The 21,987-nt window shown below is 44.3% G+C and carries 16 protein-coding genes; 8 read left to right on the forward strand and 8 right to left on the reverse strand.

Annotated features, from left to right (window positions below; translation table 11 throughout):
• Positions 1-31: 31 nt before the first annotated feature.
• From WDV75_RS07550 to cecR, 5 genes are all read right to left on the reverse strand, one after another.
• Positions 32-1,138 (reverse strand): ABC transporter permease, encoded by a 1,107-nt coding sequence (locus tag WDV75_RS07550; protein WP_273558380.1) that lies wholly within the window; start codon positions 1,136-1,138, stop codon positions 32-34.
• Positions 1,139-1,150: 12 nt separating this feature from the next.
• A complete protein-coding gene (locus WDV75_RS07555) occupies positions 1,151-2,311 on the reverse strand; it encodes an ABC transporter permease (protein WP_273558379.1) in 1,161 nt (386 codons plus the stop codon).
• On the reverse strand, positions 2,308-4,044 hold the full coding sequence (locus WDV75_RS07560; protein WP_273558378.1) for an ATP-binding cassette domain-containing protein: 1,737 nt from the start codon (positions 4,042-4,044) through the stop codon (positions 2,308-2,310). The genes WDV75_RS07555 and WDV75_RS07560 overlap by 4 nt, the downstream gene beginning before the upstream one ends.
• Positions 4,045-4,052: 8 nt before the next feature.
• Entirely contained in the window at positions 4,053-5,045 is a 993-nt protein-coding gene (gene hlyD, locus WDV75_RS07565; RefSeq protein WP_189758156.1) for a secretion protein HlyD, read from the reverse strand.
• Positions 5,046-5,124: 79 nt separating this feature from the next.
• Positions 5,125-5,820, reverse strand: coding sequence for a transcriptional regulator CecR (gene cecR / locus WDV75_RS07570; protein ID WP_273558377.1), 696 nt, complete (start codon positions 5,818-5,820; stop codon positions 5,125-5,127).
• Between the two features lie 249 nt (positions 5,821-6,069).
• Between cecR and rhlE the strand changes: the two genes are divergently transcribed.
• The 6 genes from rhlE to WDV75_RS07600 all read left to right on the forward strand — a co-directional run bounded on the left by rhlE (position 6,070) and on the right by WDV75_RS07600 (position 16,425).
• Positions 6,070-7,404: an ATP-dependent RNA helicase RhlE gene (gene rhlE / locus WDV75_RS07575; RefSeq protein WP_273558376.1), complete on the forward strand. Its 1,335-nt coding sequence runs from the start codon at positions 6,070-6,072 to the stop codon at positions 7,402-7,404.
• 4 nt (positions 7,405-7,408) lie between these two features.
• Entirely contained in the window at positions 7,409-8,392 is a 984-nt protein-coding gene (dusC, locus tag WDV75_RS07580) for a tRNA dihydrouridine(16) synthase DusC (protein WP_273558375.1), read from the forward strand.
• Positions 8,393-9,137: 745 nt separating this feature from the next.
• The gene (locus WDV75_RS07585; protein WP_273558374.1) at positions 9,138-9,440 is read left to right on the forward strand and encodes a hypothetical protein; all 303 of its coding nucleotides are present in this window, start codon (positions 9,138-9,140) and stop codon (positions 9,438-9,440) included.
• A complete protein-coding gene (locus WDV75_RS07590) occupies positions 9,437-10,171 on the forward strand; it encodes a hypothetical protein (RefSeq protein ID WP_273558373.1) in 735 nt (244 codons plus the stop codon). The genes WDV75_RS07585 and WDV75_RS07590 overlap by 4 nt, the downstream gene beginning before the upstream one ends.
• A gap of 82 nt (positions 10,172-10,253) precedes the next feature.
• On the forward strand, positions 10,254-15,332 hold the full coding sequence (locus tag WDV75_RS07595) for an RHS repeat domain-containing protein (RefSeq protein ID WP_273558372.1): 5,079 nt from the start codon (positions 10,254-10,256) through the stop codon (positions 15,330-15,332).
• A gap of 841 nt (positions 15,333-16,173) precedes the next feature.
• Positions 16,174-16,425, forward strand: coding sequence for a GlsB/YeaQ/YmgE family stress response membrane protein (locus WDV75_RS07600; protein ID WP_189758163.1), 252 nt, complete (start codon positions 16,174-16,176; stop codon positions 16,423-16,425).
• 44 nt (positions 16,426-16,469) lie between these two features.
• Here WDV75_RS07600 and sseA read toward each other — a convergent pair whose 3' ends face one another.
• The gene (gene sseA / locus WDV75_RS07605) at positions 16,470-17,309 is read right to left on the reverse strand and encodes a 3-mercaptopyruvate sulfurtransferase (RefSeq protein ID WP_273558371.1); all 840 of its coding nucleotides are present in this window, start codon (positions 17,307-17,309) and stop codon (positions 16,470-16,472) included.
• A gap of 39 nt (positions 17,310-17,348) precedes the next feature.
• Positions 17,349-17,504: a hypothetical protein gene (locus WDV75_RS07610; RefSeq protein ID WP_189758165.1), complete on the reverse strand. Its 156-nt coding sequence runs from the start codon at positions 17,502-17,504 to the stop codon at positions 17,349-17,351.
• 378 nt (positions 17,505-17,882) lie between these two features.
• On the opposite strand from WDV75_RS07610, the gene dinG reads away from it, so the two are divergent.
• Together dinG and WDV75_RS07620 are read left to right on the forward strand one after the other, a co-directional pair.
• Positions 17,883-19,994: an ATP-dependent DNA helicase DinG gene (gene dinG, locus WDV75_RS07615; RefSeq protein WP_273558370.1), complete on the forward strand. Its 2,112-nt coding sequence runs from the start codon at positions 17,883-17,885 to the stop codon at positions 19,992-19,994.
• A gap of 397 nt (positions 19,995-20,391) precedes the next feature.
• Positions 20,392-20,733 carry a cupin domain-containing protein gene (locus tag WDV75_RS07620; protein WP_189761371.1) on the forward strand — a complete coding sequence of 114 codons (342 nt, stop codon included), beginning with the start codon at positions 20,392-20,394 and terminating at the stop codon, positions 20,731-20,733.
• 875 nt (positions 20,734-21,608) lie between these two features.
• Here the strand turns inward: WDV75_RS07620 and WDV75_RS07625 are convergent.
• Entirely contained in the window at positions 21,609-21,833 is a 225-nt protein-coding gene (locus tag WDV75_RS07625; RefSeq protein WP_273558369.1) for an alkylphosphonate utilization protein, read from the reverse strand.
• Positions 21,834-21,987: the final 154 nt, after the last annotated feature.

Raw genomic sequence — 21,987 nt, forward strand, 5'->3', positions numbered from 1 at the left:
TCTATTAACCGAACTCTTGATTGGATTATTATCAAGCAATCTTACTCCGAAACAGCCGATAAGCGATCCCTCCGGTTGTGGCAGTAATTACCAATAAAGGCCATAAATTTGGCCAGATAACGGATAAATCAGCGCCTTTCAAATAAATCTGCTTGGTGATGTCAGTAAAATGTCGGATTGGATTAATCCAGGTGATATTTTGTAACCAAACAGGCATATTCTCGACCGGAGAGATATAACCAGAAAGCAGAATAGCGGGCATCATAAACACAAATACACCAATAAATGCTTGTTGCTGGGTGGAACAGACAGCAGAAATCAGCAAACCGAAACCCACCAGGGATAAGCCATAAATCAACATACAGCCATAAAATAGCAGCAATGAACCCGCGAAAGGAATTTGATAGAACAGCGTTCCAATCAGCAAAACAATGCTTGCTTGCATCGTCGCCACAACTAATGCTGGAATCGCTTTGCCAAGGAAAATTTGCCATGTCGCCAATGGAGAAACCAGTAATTGATCCAGCGTTCCTTGTTCCCGCTCACGGGCGACTGACAACGCTGTGACAATCAGTACACCAATCGTGGTAATCATGGCAACCAGAGACGGCACGACGAACCATTTATAATCCAAATTGGCGTTATACCAGTTACGCACAATGAGTTCACTATTATTGAAATTAGGGGTATTTCCCAACAGTTGTTTTTGGTAATCCATCACAATCTGCTGGATATAGTTGGCTGCAATTTGGGCGCTGTTTGAATTACGCCCATCCAACAAAACTTGAATTGATGTCGGGTTATGGTTGGCGAGATTAGCACTGAAATTTTGCGGAAAGCGTACCAGTAATAGTGCCTTGCGGTTATCCAGAGTAGGGCGGATCTCTTGCGAACTGGTTAGCAAAATAACATCAGGAAATGCTTTTGATTTTGCCAGTCGTTGGGTTAACTCAATCGATGCCTGTCCATTATCCTCATTATAAATGGCAATGGTGGCATTTTTGACTTCCAGCGTTGCTGCCCACGGGAACAGGATCATTTGTATAATCACGGTCAAAATCAAAATGTTCCGTGTTTGCGGCTCTCTCAGAAGAGACTGCAACTCTTTCATAATGAGTGTGTACAGACGATAAAACATGCTCTTTCCTTTTTAATCCAGATGTCGACGTGTTTTCCACGCGGTCAGGCCGATAAAGACGATGGAACTGGCAATCAACAGGAGTAGGTTTGTCATCAACACAGTGCCAATGTTCCCGGCCAGAAAGAGCGTCTGTAGGCTGCTGACGAAGTAACGTGCAGGTATGATATAAGTCGAAGCCTGAATAAGCGCAGGCATACTGTCTATTTCGAAAACGAAACCAGACAACATAATGGCAGGCAAAAAAGCGGCATTGAGAGAAATCATCGCCGCATTGAATTGATTACGTGTCAGGGTAGAAATCAGTAACCCCATCCCCAGGGCGGTAGCAAGATAAAGGCTGGAGACTAATGCTAGTATCCAGAGTGAGCCGCGATAGGGCACCTCCAGCACAAACACCGTGAATAGCATACAAAGTACCATGACAAAAGATCCCAGCATCTGATAGGGCAATAATTTGGCAAGTAACAGTTCGGTGCGGGTAACCTGAGTTGAAAGTAGCGCTTCCATAGTTCCGCGTTCCCATTCACGGGCAACCACGAGTGAGGTAAGAATTGCGCCTACCACAGTCATAATAATTGAAACCGCACCGGGAATAAGAAAATGTCGACTAATGGCGGCGGGATTAAACCAATAGCGGATTTGTGTATCAATCAAGGGTGTCGTTGAAATTCCACGATTTTGCCCTCGTTGCTGTAACCAAACTTGCCAGATGCCTTTAGTATAACCCTGCACAAAATTGGCGGTATTGGGTTCACTGCCATCGGTAATAACCTGAATCGGAGCATGGCTCCCTGCGCGGGCGAGCTGGGTATCAAAATTGACAGGAATGACGATAATGCCGCGGATTTGGTTTTCCTGCATTTTTTTGATTAAGAACTGGCGGTTGTCGCTGATGGTAGCATCAATATAGGGTGATCCCGTAAATACATGCACTAGCTCTCTGGCATCTTTGCTTTGCTGCTCCATGAGAATACCGAGGCGAAGTTTGCTGGAATCTAGGTTAATACCGTAACCAAAAATAAACAGCAACATCAATGGGATAACTACGGCAATCAAAGCACTGCTGGGATCACGGACAATCTGCTTAGTTTCTTTGATGCAGAGCGCTTTCAATCGACGCCATGAGAAACTGACGGCTTTCTGAGGTGTTGTATGTTCAGGATGACTCATTGCGGCTCCTTATCGTAGTTCAACACGAGATCGATAAAAGCATCTTCCATGGAAGGGTTAGGGAAGTTATCCGTAGCGACCAGTTGTTTCAGTTCATCGGGTGTTCCGGCTGCGATCAATTTGCCTCGAAATACCAGCCCGATACGATCACAATACTCTGCTTCTTCCATAAAGTGAGTTGTGACCATCACAGTTACCCCTTTATCCACCATGCCATTGATATGTAGCCAAAATTCTCGGCGGGTTAATGGATCAACGCCCGAAGTGGGTTCATCCAAAAACAGAATATCAGGTTCGTGCATCAATGCGCAGGAAAGGGCAAGTCGTTGCTTAAATCCGAGCGGCAGGCTATCCGTCTTTTGGTGTAAGATTGGCCCAAGATTGAAAGCACGGATCATGTCAGACATCTTTTCTTGTTGATGACGACCTTTCAGGCCGTAAACACCAGAGAAAAATTTAAGGTTTTGTCCAACGGTCAGGTTGCCATAAAGTGAGAATTTTTGCGCCATATAACCAAGGCGTTGACGGGCTTTGCCTGAACTGGTTTTTAAATCCATATCCAGAACCAAGGCTTTGCCTGAAGTGGGGATCATCAAACCACACATCATTTTGAAGGTAGTTGATTTTCCGGCGCCATTTGGCCCTAATAGGCCGAATATTTCCCCTCGTTTCACCTGAAAATCGACATGGTCAGTCGCCGCAAAATCGCCAAATTTTTTAGTCAGACTACGAGCTTCTATCACGGTTTCGGTTGGGTTTGGTGGGATTTGAGGCATTATCTCCGCTAATTCGGAGCGATGGGACGGGCCGCCACCTAATAAATCGATAAATGCGTCTTCGAAACGGGGTTCGGCTTCGATGAGATTGGTTTCATGTCCCCCTATTTGTTGGAGTAAGGCGTTCTTATCTGCCTCTTCTTTTAAGATCAGGCGAACATATTTTCCTTGAATCACACCATCAGTCACTTGCGGCAAGGTGAGGGCATGTTGCAACATTTTGCGCCGTGCATCCTGTTTGACATCAAGCAAAAAAGATCGGCCCGCAATATTGCGGGTTAAATCTTGTGGCTGGCCGCGATAGAGCAGCTCACCTCGGTTCATCAACAAAACATCACGACATAACTCGGCTTCATCCAGATAAGAGGTGCTCCATAAGATCAACATACCGTCAGAAGCGAGCTCATGAACCATTTGCCATAATTCACGACGGGCAATGGGATCAACGCCCACACCAGGCTCATCCAGTAGCAAGACCTTCGGGCTACCTAGTAATGTACAAGCCAGCCCCAGTTTTTGTTTCATGCCACCGGACAATTTTCCGGCTAACCGTCCGGTAAAACGGGTTAAGTCTGTGAAAGTAAGTAATTTCTGAAAGGTGGCTTTGCGCTCTTCACCAAGAACACCGCGCAGATCGGCATATAAAGTGAGATTTTCCATTACGGTTAAATCTTCATACAAGCCAAATTTCTGCGGCATGTAACCGAGCTCAGAACGGACTTGAACACTGTCCTTGATGGGATCAAGCCCCATGATTTCAATATTGCCGCTATCAGGCTTCAATAATCCGGCCAACATTCTTATCAGCGTGGTTTTTCCGGCACCATCTGGACCGACAAGTCCCGTCACTGATCCGCCCTGAATTTCTGCTTGCAGATGAGATACAGCAGGAACCTCTAATCCTGGAAAAGTTTTCTCCACGCCGTTCAGTTTTATCGTATAAGCTGAACTGGTCATGTTATCGCCTACTTATTTGTTTCAGTAAAACGCAAAGTAACAGGCATTCCTTGTTTCAGTCCTTCATCGGGATCAAGGACAATAATGCGCAGGCGATAGACCAAGTCTGTTCTTAAGTCAGGGGTTTCGACATTTTTTGGGGTGAATTCGGCAGTTGGAGAAACGAAACCGATTTTGCCATGATAAGGCTGGTTTTTCCGCCCATCGGTATAAATCAAGACCTCCCGTCCTGCGATAGCCTGATTAAGATTAGGCTCATCAATATATGCCCTGATCCAAACAGGATTGGTCAATGACAGGGTAAAAACCGTGTTGCCAGCCGCCAGCATGGTGCCTGGCTCAATGGCTCTGGTCAGGATCATCCCTGCCGAGGGAGAAGTGAGTTGAGTATCTTTTAGATTAAGTTCAGCCTGTGCCACGGCTGCTTCTGCTTGAATAAGTTGGGCTTTTGCCGCTGCAATTTCTTCTATACGATAACCAGTTTCGAACTGACGCAATTTATCTTTTGCTGCCTGGTAAGCGGCCAGTGCTTGATTGCGTCCGGTTCTGGCATTTTCCAGATCATTGGCTGAGATTGTTTTGCTCTGCCATAACCCTTGCTGGCGTTTCAGGAAACTATCGGCAAAATGGAATGCTGACTCTTTTTGCTTGACTTCAGCACGTACCTGGGCGATTTCTTCGCTGCGATAACCCGCTTCGGCTTTGGCAAGATTTGCTTTAGCAACATCACGAGCTGCTTTGGCTTGATTCAAGGCATTGATAAAGGGGGCATCATCAAGGCGGCCAATCATTTGGCCCACAGTAATGGCATCACCTTCATCCACCTGCAAATTAGCCAGCTTACCTGCAACCCGAAAACTGAGGTTAACAGTTCTGACATCAACATTGCCATACAGGGTGAGCTCCCTGCTATTTTGTTCCTGATAATAGTAGATACCGACAATAGCACTGATAACAACAATGAGTGCCAATAGGGCAAGAGCAAACTTTTTACTGTTCATACTATCCCTTATGCCTTGTTCAATTTATACCCGTTATCTTTCAAGTGGTGGCTTCGTTGGTTATGCCATTGCTTAAGCGCTATTGGGTATACCTTTTTGATTTTTCTCTTAACCCATCAAGTAACAAATTGATGTGCTGAGATAAAACCTGATTGATTAATTCGTATTCTTTGGTGCCAATATTGTCCCATCCGGTTTGGCGTAATAAGGCTTCCCTGGCCAGTCGGAAAGAGAGGATCTCACCCAATAGAGCATGGGTATGAATTTGGGTTGAAATTTGGCGTTCATCAGCGCCGATATAATTGGCGATGAGCTTATTCAACCGAGAATAAATTGGAGCCAGCCCCTGCTCATGCATAACGCTGTAAGCCTCTGTTGGCGTCAATTGTTCATGGGACATGATCCGGCTGATATTGATACTGCTTTTTTCGAAAATCAGGCGGTTATAGCTAACCATTCCCTGATGAATAAATGCCAATATTGGGTTTTTGGGGTAGGGCTTCGCTGTTGTAGCAAAAAAATGATCAATGGCCTCAATAAGAGGGGCAAACTCTGATTTCAGTTTATCGGCAATATGTTGTACGACGGCGAGGTATAATCCCTCTTTGGAACCGAAATAGTATGCGATAGCTGCGATATTTTGCTGAGCATGTTGGGCAATATTGCGGGTAGTCGCACCATCCAGACCTGATTTGCCAAAAATCTCTATCGCTGCTTCCAGAAGTTGTTGTTTGGCTTGTTCGCCGCGTAATGTCTGGGCCTTCTTTGCTGCCATGTCAAAATATTTCCTGTGATAAAGAGTTTTTGGGAATACTGAAAATATATCAATCGTATGATTAACTTTAAAACTAAAGTAATTCGATGTAAAGTTAACTCAAATTGTCTTTTTAATAGTCACCCATAAAAAATAATCGTCCAAAAGACATATCTGTTATAATCACGCCCTATTTATATAGGCTGCATTGCAGTTTGTGTAGTCCTGAATTGATATCAGGCATGATGAAGTCTGGAGTATTTCTTATTTATGAATTTTGAGTCACTCGGCTTGAAGGCTGATATTTTGCGTGCCGTTGAAGAACAAGGCTACGTGGAACCTACCCCTATTCAGCAGCAGGCCATTCCTGTTGTGTTATCCGGCAAAGATCTACTGGCCAGTGCCCAGACAGGCACAGGAAAAACAGCAGGATTTACTTTGCCTATTCTGCAACGCTTGAGTGAATCCCCGATTCAGGCAAAAGGCCGCCGTCCGGTCAGGGCGTTGGTTTTAACCCCAACCCGAGAACTGGCGGCTCAGGTGGGAGAAAATGTACGTAATTACAGCAAATATCTTAGATTACGTTCGTTTGTTGTCTTTGGCGGAGTCAGCATTAATCCGCAGATGATGAAACTGCGTGGTGGTGTCGATATTCTGGTCGCAACGCCAGGCCGCTTGCTGGATTTGGAGCACCAAAATGCGGTCGATCTTTCACGCGTTGAGATTCTGGTTTTGGATGAAGCAGATCGCATGTTGGACATGGGTTTTATTCACGATATTCGTCGGGTGTTGAACAAACTGCCAGCAAAACGCCAAAACTTACTCTTTTCGGCGACATTCTCTGATGAAATTAAGAGCCTCGCCAATAAATTACTGAAAGAGCCAGTCAGCGTAGAAGTAGCACGGCGTAACTCGGCCTCTGAGCAAATTGATCAATCCATCCATTTTGTTGACAAAAAGCGCAAGGGTGAATTGCTCTCTTACATGATAGGTAGCCAGAACTGGCAACAGGTACTGATATTTACGCGTACTAAACATGGTGCAAACCGGCTGGCGGAACAATTAAATAAAGATGGTGTGACTGCGGCTGCGATCCACGGTAACAAAAGTCAGGGAGCAAGAACCCGTGCACTGTCTGATTTCAAGACAGGGCAAATCCGTGCGTTGGTGGCAACGGATATTGCTGCCCGTGGGCTGGATATTGATCAATTGCCTTATGTCGTCAACTACGAATTACCAAACGTTGCCGAAGATTATGTGCATCGAATTGGTCGTACTGGGCGCGCTGAGGCGACTGGACAGGCGATATCGCTGGTGTGTGTCGATGAACACAAGCTTCTGAAAGATATTGAGCGCCTATTGAAACGAGAAATTCCACGCATTGCTATTTCGGGTTATGAGCCTGATCCTTCTATCAAAGCTGAACCTATCCAAAATGGACGTAATAGCCGTGGTAATAACTTTCATAGTAATAGCAGCTCGCGCGGTAATCATTCTCGCGGCAATAACCCTCATCGAAATGGCAAACAGGGTCATTCCAAACAAAATCGGGTAAATAAAGAACGCGCAACCAAAACCTCACGTGCTTCGGTAGCGGGAGAGTAATTTAATGCGCGTTTTGCTGGCTCCGATGGAAGGGGTTTTGGATTCTTTGGTTAGGGAACTGTTGAGTGAAATCAATGACTATGACCTGTGCGTTACTGAATTCCTGCGTGTGGTTGACAGCTTACTGCCGGTAAAATCTTTTTACCGGCTGTGCCCTGAACTGCATCATCAGAGCCGTACCCCATCGGGAACTCCAGTCAGGCTCCAGCTTCTTGGGCAATATCCAGAATGGTTGGCAGAAAATGCGGCGAGGGCGGTTGAGTTAGGATCATGGGGTGTCGATTTAAACTGTGGCTGTCCGTCAAAGACGGTCAATGGCAGTGGTGGTGGCGCTAGCTTATTGAAAGATCCTGAACTCATTTATCAGGGAGCTAAAGCCATGCGTGAGGCGGTGCCCGCCCATTTGCCGGTAACAGTAAAAGTACGTCTGGGATGGGATTCTACTTCACATCAGTTTGAGATTGCGGATGCTGTTCAACAAGCGGGGGCAACCGAATTGGTTGTGCATGGACGAACCAAAGAAGAGGGTTATAGAGCGGAGCATATTAACTGGCAGGCGATAGGTGAAATTCGGCATCGCCTTGTTATTCCTGTTATTGCCAACGGTGAAATTTGGGATTGGCAAAGCGCTCAGGCGTGTGTCAAAACGACAGGATGTGATGCCATGATGGTGGGCCGTGGTGCTCTGCATGTGCCAAATTTGAGTCGTGTTATTAAATATAACGAACCCAAAATGCCGTGGAGCGGCGTACTCAAATTACTGCAAAAATATACTTATCTGGAAAAGCAAGGAGATACGGGGCTTTATCATGTTGCCCGTATCAAACAATGGTTGGGGTATTTACGCAAAGAGTATAATGAAGCGGGTGAGTTATTTATGCAAATCAGAGGATTAAAAACATCTGCTGAGATTGCCAAAGTTATTTCTTCTGCCGTAGATGAATGTCTACTGCGACATGCCATCCAAGAATCCTCCATCTTCTGTTAGTCGCATTTATTCCCTCCCGTGATAGAGTGTTTCTCTATTTCTGGGGGAGAATGCATGTTTTTTATAATTTAAAACCTATCGGGTATAAGTAAAATACATCTCATTTTTTTATAAATAATAAATTATATCTATAAAATCTAATTCCATTAGAGGAGTTTTTCTTATATTGATGTCAGAATTATATGAAGGTAGACTAATTTTATGGTTGATTTTATACATAATAAATAAAATCATCTATGATTTGACTTTATTTTTATTTAAACAGATTTATATGTTTATTATTTATAAATGGTTGTAATGGTAAAAATATATTTATTGAATTAATAGTTTAGCGATCAGGTGATGCATATATAATTCAGGCATAAGAAAAATATTCTTTGCAATCACTGGAAAATCTGGATGATGGGGTTATATTTGTATTGTGAAGGTTATTGTTCGGGCATATTTATTACTTTCAAATGAAAATGTTGAAAAAACATAAAAATATTTACCTATTTTTTCATATACGGATTAAACTTCAAGTTGCAATTTACAACACGCTATGAAATCACACGCATCTTGAAGTTAGATTGGTATATAGAGTCATCATCCAAGCATTAAGCTATTATAAAGTTAATACAACGTGTTTTATTGATAAGTTAAATAATAGTTTTCAAGTATTCATTTTTATATTTTTTTAATCATTCATTATTTTAATGGAACTCACAAATTTATAAATAACTTTATTAAATTACAGGAAAAACATATGAACAATTTTAAAGATAACGATCAACTCTGGAATGGGGTAACTGAGTTGAAGATACTACTACCACAGAGTAAAGGTAATGAAGCTTACATTTTTGCTAACGGAAAAAATAGAGTGGCTGTCGATGTTTATATTCAAGGAGCTGATTCTAAAAATAATCAGGTAGTAGTCCCAAGTGATATTCTTTTTCAACATACCTGGCTTATTGACTATAACACAGGGGAAAAACTGACTAGACAGGCACAAAAGAAGAAGACAATTTTACATGGTCTTATACGGATGAAGCTAATGAATTTACTATGACACCAAACGTTTCATCTTTTACTGATGACGTTCATTATCATGGTAATTTAAAGCTAAGCAGAGTGAGACTTTATATATACTGTTCACCTGCGGCAGTTAGGGAGATCAAAAAAATAGCTGTATTGGTCGAGGCGCCAGATAAGAAAAATTACTCTTCAGGATATGGAAAACCCTTTGATGAATTTATTATGTTAACTGCGCACGAAGAAATATATTATAAACTTCCCCATCTAAAACAGGAACAAGGAGATTTTGCCAGTCAATACTCGATTCCGGGTCATGAGAATGCAAGTTGGGAACAAACTAATATATATGTAACACTTGAAATAAATGATATATATGGAAAACGGAGGATTACAAAATTACAACAGTCTGGTGCTCTACTTAATGCTGTTCATCAGCTATATCATGACGACAACGGGTATAGATATTATTATGCCCATTTTCTTTGGTCCTTAGGAGAAAAGACGACGGTTTCCATAGGTAATACCGAGTGGTTTGAGCTGCCTATTACGTTTCCTATAGACATAGAAATTAGGCAAAAAGATGGTGCTCTTTGCTTTACGGTAATGGTAGTGGGTGATCCGACTTTTCCTAAGAAACAGGATGAATGGTATATAAAATTTTACATTGATATCTATGACCAATATGGAAATAAAGGAACTTTTGCGATAGTGCCAAATAATGATAGTAACGCACAGAAAGAAGACATTCATTTTATTGAGATATAAATCGATATTTAAAGAAGGAGGATGAGTACATCCCTCTTTCAAACGATTTTTCATAAAATAATACAGAAAGAGAGGCGCCAAAATGCAGAATGATTTTTTCTCTCAGGCCCACAACTTTCAAAGTGCGGCCATGGGCAGTGTTGATCCCCGCACCGGCCTGTATACGTATGCGATGTTGGTGGCTCGGTTAACTGGTAACCGACACCTTGGCCCCACCCAAACCTTTTCCCTGGCCTATAACCCGCTCAATACCGACAACCAGGGGTTCGGTATTGGCTTTTCCCTGGGGCTGACCCAGTATGACAGCCAGCAACGGTTATTAAGTCTCTCCACCGGCGAGCGTTATAAGGTGGATGAATATACGGACCAGGTTTACCTGAAACAGTATAAGCAGGACGTGGTACGGTTTGAAAAGGATGTCGCTCAGAATGTCTATCGGGTGATCCATAAATCAGGCACGGTGGAAGTGTTAACCGGGCCGGACAATGCCTATCCCCTCAAAGTACCGACCCAAATATTTACCCCCCTGGGGCATTCTCTGACCCTGGACTGGAAAAGTGATGCCGGCCCTGACCTGTACCTGACGACCGTCACCGATAACACCGGGCAGGTGTTGTTAACCGTGCACTATGAGTACGGCAGTTATACCCGTTTTACGGTCTGGCCCGGCACGGCGGAAGCCTATGATATCCAGTTGCTGTTCGAGAACGGTTATGTGAGCGCGGTGAAAAAAATGACGTCGGCCGGCCAAACATTGACCTGGGCATTGGGGTATGACATCGAGTGTCGGTTTTTGAATCAGGTGGATGCCCCGACGGGGTTGACGGAGCGGGTCAATTATCATCTTGATGGCCACCGCTTCCCCGAAGGCGCCCCCCTGTCTGCATTACCCTATGTCACCCAGCATACCCAGTCGCCCGGCCACGGCCCGGATATTGTGCGCACCTATCAATATACCGCGGCCAATTTTCTGGGGTACGGAGCGAAGGGACACTGGTATGCGGATGAAGATTATCTCTACGGGGTCCTGAATGATTACCTGTATGGCTCAACCGAACAGTGGGACAATGGCACCACGCAGCGCCATATCACCCGCCGCTATAACCAGTACCACCTGCTGGTGAGCGAGACGACAGTGCAGAACGGGCGCCAACGGGAGCATCAGACTGACTATTATGCGCAGGTGGGCAGGGCGTTTGACGACCAGCCGCCCCAGTTTCAGTTGCCGAAAACAGCCCGCATCAGCTTTAATGATACCCCTGACGTGGAGGTGATCCAGACGGCGTTTGATGAAGCGGGTAATCCGACCGTGCAAATTGCGCCGGATGGTACCCGCACGGACTGGGTGTATTATCCGGCTGAGGGGGAAGCCGGAGCCTGTCCCGCTTCACCGCATGGCTTCGTGCGTTTTGTCAAATCCAAAACCGTCACCCCCGGCAAGGCGTCACCGGCAGGTACCTATGAGGATGCGCCAATCCACCGGATGGTCTATCGCTATACGTCGTTACCGGCGCTTGCCGGAGCTCCCGCAGACTACGCTGTGGTCTGCACCTATCAGGGCGGGTATAGCGCCGGACAGTTACTGCATGAAAGTCAGTCTGGCTATATTAACGATGTCAATTCTCCCGATCATGGGCGCATTCAGCATATTGATGAAACGGTGTATGCCCTGTCCGGAGAGGAACAGGCGGCCGGTAAGACGTGGCACAGTCAGCAAACCTTCAGCTATACCCTGCAGGGGGAGGCATTGGTAAAAAGTGGCCAATGGACCGGGCATGACCAGCTGAAGCTCACGACCCAGCGTACCCAATCACAGGTCAGCGGTAAATTATGGCATGAAGTGGATACCCAGGGCTGCACGGCCCACTATGACTATGATGATCTTGGGCGTATCTCAGCGCATACCCGTAATGCGAATACCCGCTATGCCCAAAGGGTACAGTATGCCTATGCCGTTGAAGAGGAAGGCGCGGTGACGACCACGAAAACCGATGTGTGGGGTAACCAGGTGCGCACCCGCTTTGATGGGCAGGGGCACGTCTATCAGCAGGAAATATTGGCAAAAGGACAGGAAGATCAGGGCTGGCGTTTAGTCTCAGAGATTGAGCGGGACAGCTGGGGGCGAGTTGTGGCCCAAACCCGGTATGATTGGTTACCGGTGGAAAATGCATCTGACCGTGCAGTGCCGGTTGCGGTCAGACAGCGGATGGAATATGACGACTGGGGGAACTTGCAGCGGATTATCCAGGCTACGGGCGAAAGCATTCAACACGATTATGATCCGGTAACCCGCACGGCGAAGGTGACCCGACAGGCGGAAGGGCTGTCTTTTAGTCAATGTACGGTGGAGTATGATACCCGTCACCAGCCGGTCACGGTCACCCTCTATGACAGCCAAGGCAACTTCCATAGTCAACAGCAGCATTACTATGATGGTCTGGGACGGTTACGGGCCACGGTTGATCCTGAGGGACAGAAAACCGAGTACACCTATGATTTATGGGGACGGGTATTGACGGTAAGTCACAGTGACGGGACGGTGATCCAAAAATCCTATGCACCGTTCACAACAGGCAACCTGGTGGCGCAAATTGCGGTGAATGAAACGGTGCTGGGAACGCGTTGCTTTGACAGCCTGTATCGTCCCCTTACAACCACCTGTGGAGGGCGGACTTACCGTGCGTCTTACCAGGGAGAGACCCCTTATCCCAGCCAGATCACCGATCCGCGGGGCCAGACGGTAAATTATTGCTATGAACCGCGGTTAGGTAATGTGCCGACCCATGTGGATGCCGGTGACATCCAGAAGGACTTTGCTTTTGATTCTAGGACCGGTGTGCCGACCACCGCCAGCGCGGCACAGCAGGCCACCCGCAGTCTGGAATATACCGCTGCCGGCCGTTTGCAACAGGAGACCTGCCGTTTTGATGATACGGGGGCAGGGGCTGCACGAAAAGCAAACTACACCTATTCCCCTGCCGGCCAGCTGACGGCTTACCAGGATGTTACGGGGAAAAACTGGGGTATCAGTTTTGATAAGTTTAGCCGGCCGATTGCTGCGCGGGATGCAGAGATTGATATCGAATTGACCTATGATGCGGCCAGCCGCGTCAAACAGTGGACGGTTCACGACAAACAGCATGATAACACCATTACCACCACGCTCAGTTTTGATGAGTTTGGGCGAGAGACGGCACGTCAAATCCAGACCGCCACGGATACGCTAACCCTAACGCAAACGTATACCATCAGGCACCAGATCGCCTCGCGCACCCTGTATTCACAGCAGGCCGGTCATCAGCTACGCCAGGAAACTTATACCTATGATCCTGCCCGCCAATGGTTGGTGGAGTATGATTGTACTGGTGTAGAATGCCCGCGGGATGCTTACGGCTTTAGCATTGCGCATCAGAGTTTTACTTACGATCGTTTGGGGAATATCCAGACCTGTATCACTACCCTCGACGATGGAAAGCGTGATACGGCCACGTTTCTCTACACTAATCCGTCAGAACCCTGTCAGTTACACACCGTTACCCATACGCACCCGGGGTATCCGGCCACGATCACCCTGGCGTATGACGCCGCGGGCCGCCTGATACAGGATGAGGCGGGCCGTCATTTAACGTATGATGCCCTGGGCCGGCTGTCGGCTGTCCAGCTCAGTGACACCACCAGTGCGTATGGCTATGATGCGGCTAACCGGTTGGTGTTGCAGCGGGTAGGGCCAGACCAGACCCATGAACTTTATTATCAGGGGGCGACGCGCGTCACAGAAATTCTGCGTGAAAGCGGTGTGGCGACCCGCTTATTGCGGGCACAGGGGGAAGTGGTGGCGGCCATCACGGGCACTGATACGCATTTACTGGGCACGGATGGTCATAGTGTGCTGGTGAGCCATCAGAACGAGGGCAGCGAAACCCGCTATCGTTATTCACCTTATGGACAGCAGGCTGAGGCCGAGCGCCATCCGGATATTCCGGCTTATAATGGCGAACGCCTTGATCCGGCGGCGGACGCCTATCATCTGGGGAATGGGTATCGGGCGTATAATCCGGTGCTGATGCGTTTTAATGCCCCCGATAGCTGGAGTCCATTTGGTGCAGGGGGAGTGAACCCGTATGCCTACTGCCTTGGTGACCCCATCAATCGTATTGACCCGACGGGGCATATCAGCCTGGGCAGCTTGCTTGGGATTATTGGGGGTGCCGTTGGGCTGGTGATTGGTCTGGCGCTGGCTATCCCTACCGGTGGGGCCTCACTGGCGGGTGATGCCGCGATTCTTGCGGGGCTGCTCGCGGATGTGACTGGGATTGCCAGCGCCGCCACAGCAGACAGTAACCCTCGAGTCTCGGCTAGCCTTGGCTGGATCTCGCTGGGATTTGGGGTGCTCAGTTTGGGAGCCGGTGCCCTTGGCGGCCTTGCCAGCGGTTTGCGGCGGTTGAGCCAACGTCCGGCCGCGTTTAGTGAAGGGTTTGGTGTCAGGTTTAGCCACGGGGAACCAAGGCGAATGAACATGGCTCTTCCTGGAATTGGAAATAGTCAATTACGGGGGCGTATTAGTAGTGATTATGTACTCGCGTTCAGGCGTGCTATTAATGAAAATAGGATTGTAGCAGTTGAAAATCCTATCGGAAGCAATACCCATACTATTGGGCTGGATACGCGTGGATTATCGTCTGCTAATGGCGAAATAGAATACTTGAGAAGAGCATTCTTTAGGCCAAGGGGAGATAGCTCCAGTATAGAAATTGTTGACAATATTGTCCCATTAGAAGATGGGACTCAATCTCCAATCCAGATTGGAAATATAGATTTTGAAGTATTATATTTGCACTTCGTAGATGCCAACATACTAAATACTCGTAATATAGCTGATCCTGTTATTAGCACGGTCAATGCTCTTCGCTATATCGTAACTTCTCACGTAGTAGAATTATCAGAACTTAATGCTAATACCATCCAGCTGATGAGAACTATGTGGGGGAACGTTGGGCATTTTCATTTTAGTGTAAATGAGTGGCTGTACTATGCTATGCGAAATGCAGCTCCTAATCTAATTTTCACACCTAATATAGAGTCAGGTGATAATGCCTTTCAATTTTTTAATCAGCATGTCATTCGAAATCTCAGGATAATATGGGGAGTCGATCAAATTTGATTATGAATATCTTCATTTTTTATTTTATAATATAAGAGCTAAATGAAATTTAAATCACACAGTTTAATCTATTAATTAAAAGTAATTTGTCTGTTATATATATATATGTATTAAACTTCAAGTTGCAATTTACAACGTTATATGAAACCTGATCTCTCCCCGCTTTGCGGGGAGAGATTACACGCATCTTGAAGTGAGATTAGTATATATTTATTATTTGCTGGTGGTTATGAAGATAAAATATATTTATAGTATTGATGTTTAGAACTTGGGTTACATGCATGGATAATTCAGATGTAATAAAAAACTCTTTGCAACTACTGGAAAAACTGGATGGTTGGGTTATATTGGTACTGTAAAGGTCATTGTGCAGGCATATTCATCATTTTCAATTGAGCGCTTTGAAAAAATATAAATATATTTACCATATTTTTCATATGGAGTTATTAATTAAGTATCAAGTGATTAAAAAATTAATATGATTGTTTTATTTATAAGTTAAATAATAACCTTTCAATCTTTGTTCTGAGATTTGTTTTCATAAGTCATAATGTTAATGACGGTGGTGACATTGAAAATGATTTGCCTAACTTAGTCTATATACTTGTTCATAATATTGAGAGTATCAAGTGTTATAGCTCCTTATCCCGCGCGGTGTATGGGATAAGGAGTACTCCCATCATTTTGAAATGCTATTTAGAAGAATACTGATTAAAAAAATTCGCCTTATGTACGCATTAAACTTCAGGTTGCAATTTTTTTTTGTTGGTGTCTTAACTTAAAACAGAGAAAAATAATTGAACCAGTGGACTAATAACCTAATCAGTTTTGGAGGTGGTGTATGGGGATTCTGTCATGGATTATCTTTGGCTTAATTGCAGGAATCCTTGCTAAATGGATTATGCCGGGAAATAACAGCAGTGGCATCATAATGACGATTATTCTGGGTATTGTGGGGGCTGTGGTTGGTGGATATATCAGTACGTTTCTTGGTATGGGAAAAGTGGACGGCTTTAATTTGGGGAGTTTCGTTATTGCCGTTATTGGCGCAATAATAGTCCTGTTTGTATACCATAAAATTTCTAATCAATAGTACAATGAAGGGCATGTTATTTTGATGCCCTTTGTTGTCATTAGCTATTTTTCTAACGGAAGTGAATCATCAGCGCCCCATTCAGCCCAGGAGCCATCGTATAATCCTGTTTCCTCATGACCAATCATATTAAGCCCCAGAACTAAAACCGCGGCTGTCATACCAGAGCCACAACTGGTAATGATAGGTTGGCTTAAATCAATGCCCTGTTTGCGAAATATTGCTGCAATTTCTTCTTGTGGCTTATAGCATCCATTATCGATCAGGGCTGTCCACGGAACATTTTTAGCGCCGGGCAGGTGCCCCATCCTCAGACCTGGACGGGGTTCCGGCACTTTTGCCTGAAAACGCTCTTCTGCTCTGGCATCAACAAATTGAACCCCTACATCGTTACGGAGAGCATCAAGGATCTGCGCCTGAGAACAGACTTTTTCAGGGGTAAACTGGATATTGAAAACTTCGGGAGAGCGAATAACTTTACCGGATTCGGTGGGATAACCGGCTTGCTGCCAGCCTTGTAAGCCCCCTTCAAGAATACGGATATGCTGGGCTCCAAAAATTTTGAATGTCCACCATGCCCGTGGGGCGGAAAACATATTGCCTTGATCGTAAATTACCACCAGATGATTTTCACTGATGCCCATTTTGCTAACAGCCTGACGGAAAGTTTCCGGCGCCGGCAACATGTGAGGCAGGTTGGTTTGTAGATTAGCGACCTTATCCAGATCAAAAAATTGTGCGCCCGGAATGTGTTTCTCTAACCAAAGTTGGTGATAGTTGATAGATTGGGTAGGCATTGGGGCACTGGCATCAACGATAACGATATTCTCATCATAAAGATGTTCGTTTAACCATTGTGGACTGACAAAATATTCATTTTTCATGAGCTTCCTCATCTGGTGTTACGATACAAGCCAACGTATTTATTGTTGCCCTGTTGGAGTATTTTCCTGCTGAGTCTGTTGTGGCGCTTCTGTTGGTGTGGTTGAGCGGGTGTATATATTCATCCCTGCCAGAAGGTTCCCACCAATTGAGCCGATGGAAAATAATATGATGATAATGAGCAGGATTTTTTTCATCTCTGTATCCAATAAGGTTTTTAATAAAGAGTTATACGCATTCAACTTCAAGTTGCAATTTACAACACGCTATGAAACCTGATTTCTCTCCCGCTTCGCGGGAAGAAATTACACGTATCTTGAAGTTAGATTGGTATATAACGGCTATAAAAATCCAAAAGTATATCGGCTTCTACATTTCAGACAAGCGATAACCGGTTTTCTTACATTGACAATAAAAAGACTGGAAACCGCTTCGCAGGAATGATCATATAAAGCTGCTTTGAGATCAGTTCCATGGGAAAATTATTTCTTACCAAATTGCGCTTATGCGTTTGAACAGTAAAGACAGAAGTATGATGAAAAAAATATCCCCCCCATTTTTAAGCAGTAAAACTCATGGCTCTTTCTAATTCAGTAAAAAGTCAGATTAGTCAGTGGTATAAATCATTATCTACCCATATTGATGGTTTTATTCCACGTGCTCCGCAACGTCAAATGATCGCCGAAGTTGCAAAGACATTGGCAAATGAAGAAGGGCGGCATTTGGTGATAGAAGCGCCAACAGGAGTAGGAAAAACGTTATCATATCTGCTCCCAGGGATTGCCATCAGCCGGGCAGAACAGAAGCCATTGGTAGTCAGTACAGCCAATGTTGCCTTACAAGATCAAATTTATAGCAAGGATTTGCCACTGCTGCGTAAAATTATTCCTGACCTGAAATTTACGGGCGCTTTTGGTCGGGCGCGTTATGTCTGCCCGCGCAATCTGGAGGCCATTTGTGCCGCAGAAGGAGAGCAGATTGACTTGATGTTTCTAGTCGAAGATCAGACTGAAATTGCGAACAGTGAAGAGCGGGAACTGTGCCGCCGACTGCGCAGTGATTATACGATGTTTGTCTGGGATGGCTTACGTGATCATCATAAACTGGCACTGGCGGATCCATTGTGGGCAAAAATCAGTACGGATAAGGTGAACTGCCTGGCACGCAATTGCCAGTTTTACCACCGTTGCCCATTTTTTCTTGCGCGCAGGGAAATTGAAGATGTAGATGTTATCGTTGCCAATCACTCTTTGGTTATGGCGGCGTTGGAAAGCGAATCGGTTTTACCGGATGCAAAAAATCTGTTGTTAGTTTTGGATGAAGGACACCATATTCCCGAAGTGGCAAGGGATGCGCTGGAAGTTGAAGGAGAAATCACCTTATTCCAGCTTCATGGGCAATTAGATACCTTTGTCCGCCATGTAGAACAATACCTGGTTCAATTCCGGCCGGCAAAACCGCCTGCTTTGGCCAATATCCCTCGATTACAGAACCATTGTGCAACAATCCGTGAATACTTTAAGGAATTGGCGGAGATAACACAGGCGCTCTTGCCTGAGCGTGGTGAAGCGGAAGAATATCTGTTCGAACTGGGAAAGTTACCGGCTAGTTTGCTGTTATGCTGCCAGCAATTATTTAAACTCACTGATGGATTACGTAGTTTAGCAGAAGCGATTTTGAATGATTTAAGTGATCAGACGGCCAAACAAGATATCGTCCGCTTGCATCGGGCTATTTTGCAAATCAGCCGAACATTGGGTTATTTTGAGAATATGACAAAACTGTGGCGTTTGGCGTCACAAGAAGAGTCTTCCCATGCGCCAATATCCAAATGGTTAACGCGACGCAATGAGAAAAACCAATCGCACCTTTATTTTCATTGTGCTGGAATTCGGGTTAGCGAACAATTAACCCAAATACTATGGCGTACCATTCCCCATGTTGTAGTGACATCGGCCACGTTGTGTTCACTGAATAGCTTTTCCCGCATTCAGGAGCTTACCGGATTACACGAAAATTATGGTGATCGTTTTATTAGCTTGTCATCACCTTTTGAACATGTACGACAAGGGCGTTTGGTTATACCGCAAATGACACAGGAACCGACCATTCAGAATGAAATGCAGCATCTTGAGGAAATGTCGCGTTATTTCCGCTCTCAAGTGATAGCAGGAAAACATCGGGGAATGTTGGTACTTTTTAGCAGTCAACGAGCAATGGAAGGGTTCCTCACTTTTGTTACAGACCTGCGGTTGATGTTATTAGTACAAGGTGATCAGCCTCGTTATCGATTGGTAGAAACACATTGCAAGCGTATTGATGAAGGACAAGTTAGCGTTTTGGTTGGGTTACAGTCATTTGCAGAAGGGCTGGATCTAAAAGGTGATTATCTTTCACAAGTCCATATCCATAAAATCGCATTTCCTCCCGTAACTAATCCGGTGATAATTACTGAAAGCGCATGGCTGAAATCTTTAAAACGTTATCCATTTGAAGTACAGAGTTTACCCAGCGCTTCCTTTAATTTGATCCAACAAGTGGGGAGGCTCATCCGTAGCCATGAGTGTTATGGTGATGTGGTCATTTATGACACTCGGTTATTTACCAAACGTTATGGTTCACGTTTATTGAATTCTTTGCCGGTATTTCCCATTGAACGGCCGAAGGTGCCAGCGGAAAAGGAATAAATAACTCAAGGATGGGTTATTTATTCAATTGCGCTGTATCAATATTCTAACTTGATGTAGACCTTGCCTGTGGCGCAGGCGATATCCATTATCAAGACAAAATTGCGCCTACTGTGGGATAAAAAAACGACAAAAATCATCGACATTACAGAAGATTTCAACTAAGTTGTCCATGGCCCGTTCCTCCCCAGAGCTGTTTGGTGTGTACCAAAACTTTGCTCCAGGAACAGGCTTCTCGTCGATTTTTTACCCAAAATTTGGGTTGGTTACTCTGCGCACACGTTGCTATGAGCTCGGTATTACACTCGGGAAAATCGCATAGCCCGATGAAATAGCCAAAGTCATGTTGTTTCTGGCCTCTAATCAAGCAAACCATATATAAGGAAAGAGATATAATATGAACCATATTGCCGCATTGAGAAAAGTTAATAACTTAAAACAAGAATTTGATTTAATAGAAGAAATCTGGTCACCTAAGGTGATAGCTCAAACAAACGAATATAAGATAATCATATTGCTCGCTGAGGGTGATTTTATATGGCATACACATGAAGATGAAGACAAGGTGTTTATGGTTATTGAAGGTGAACTTCGTATAGATTTTAAAAATGATCACGTAATAATAAAGCAAGGTGAGTTTTTTGTGGTACCTAAAGGGGAAGAAAGTAAGCCTTCATCCAAGGAATTAACCAAGCTGCTATTAATAGAACCATATATAGTCGCGAATTCAGGTCAATAGATTATTAATAAAAATTGTCAGATCGTGAATTCAGATAATATGTGTTACACGTGATTCGAGGTGGAGACAGGGGAGGCGACTGATTAGCTCCCCCTGCTCCTACCACCTACAAGTTGGCGCAGGAATTTGTAATACCCGTCACTATTGAAGATATCAGTACCCTAATAATGACGGGGATATCGCCAAAACTAAAAAAACCGGGCTTGAACTTACAACTTATTGAAATTATTGTTTAACAAAGCTGAAGCTATATCGTATCTATTGGTGCATACATATGCTATATATCTCTTTAAGACAAAATTGATATTTTTTAGGGTGTTTCATATGTTTGGCACATCTGATACGTGCGACTTCTTTGCATTGTTCAGATTTATTATTCAATTGTGCTTCCGTTGCAAATGTATTCCATGAGGCTAATAGCAAAATAGCTGTGCATAGAGTCAGTGAAGTTTTCATCTTGTAACCTCTATATAAAATTTAATATTTTTAATATCTTTGCTCTATACCAATCGCCTTTCAAGATGCGTCTTATATCTCCCCGCGTAGTGGGGAGATATAAACCATTACATTGACTTGCAAGCTGCAACTTAAAATTGGATTGGTATATATCAGAACAAAAACATATTTATAATAAATTTTCTTATCTGAAATTCCAATCTATTTGGTGTTTTTCTGGGCTGGGTGTGTGAATGGCATATTTAATGGATTGATTTTCCAAAGGGTATTGCTGTTTTTTGTAGTTGGTAAGGATAACGGTCAGTTGTCTGACTGCATATAATCAATGTTATTCAATTTTTAATTCCATTAATAAAAAAGGATAAATAATATAAAAATTAATATTATTTATCCTTTAAGTAAAAATAGGGTTGTAACCGTTATTTATCTACTTTTTTCAGGAAGCAGGTTTTCAGGACTAATCCCTTAATTTTATTGGCATTACATTCAATTTCGTCTTCGCGGTGAGTCAGGCGGATATTTTTGATCAGTGTACCGCGTTTCAGTGTCTTGGAAGTACCTTTAACTTTCAAGTCCTTGATAACCTGAACTGAGTCACCGTCATTCAGTAATGCGCCGTTAGAATCTTTGACTTCGATATCCATCTTATAGAATCCTCATGTTTAATTTTGAATCAAACAGGGATTATAGAGAGAAAAATGATTTTTTTAAAGGTTTGTGGGGTTTTTAAGGGGATAGCTTCTTTTTTTTATGCTTTTTCCATCAGTTATGGACATTGATGTTAAAAAGGCCACATTT

The sequence above is a fragment of the Xenorhabdus griffiniae genome (assembly GCF_037265215.1).
Classification (GTDB): Bacteria; Pseudomonadota; Gammaproteobacteria; order Enterobacterales; family Enterobacteriaceae; genus Xenorhabdus; species Xenorhabdus griffiniae.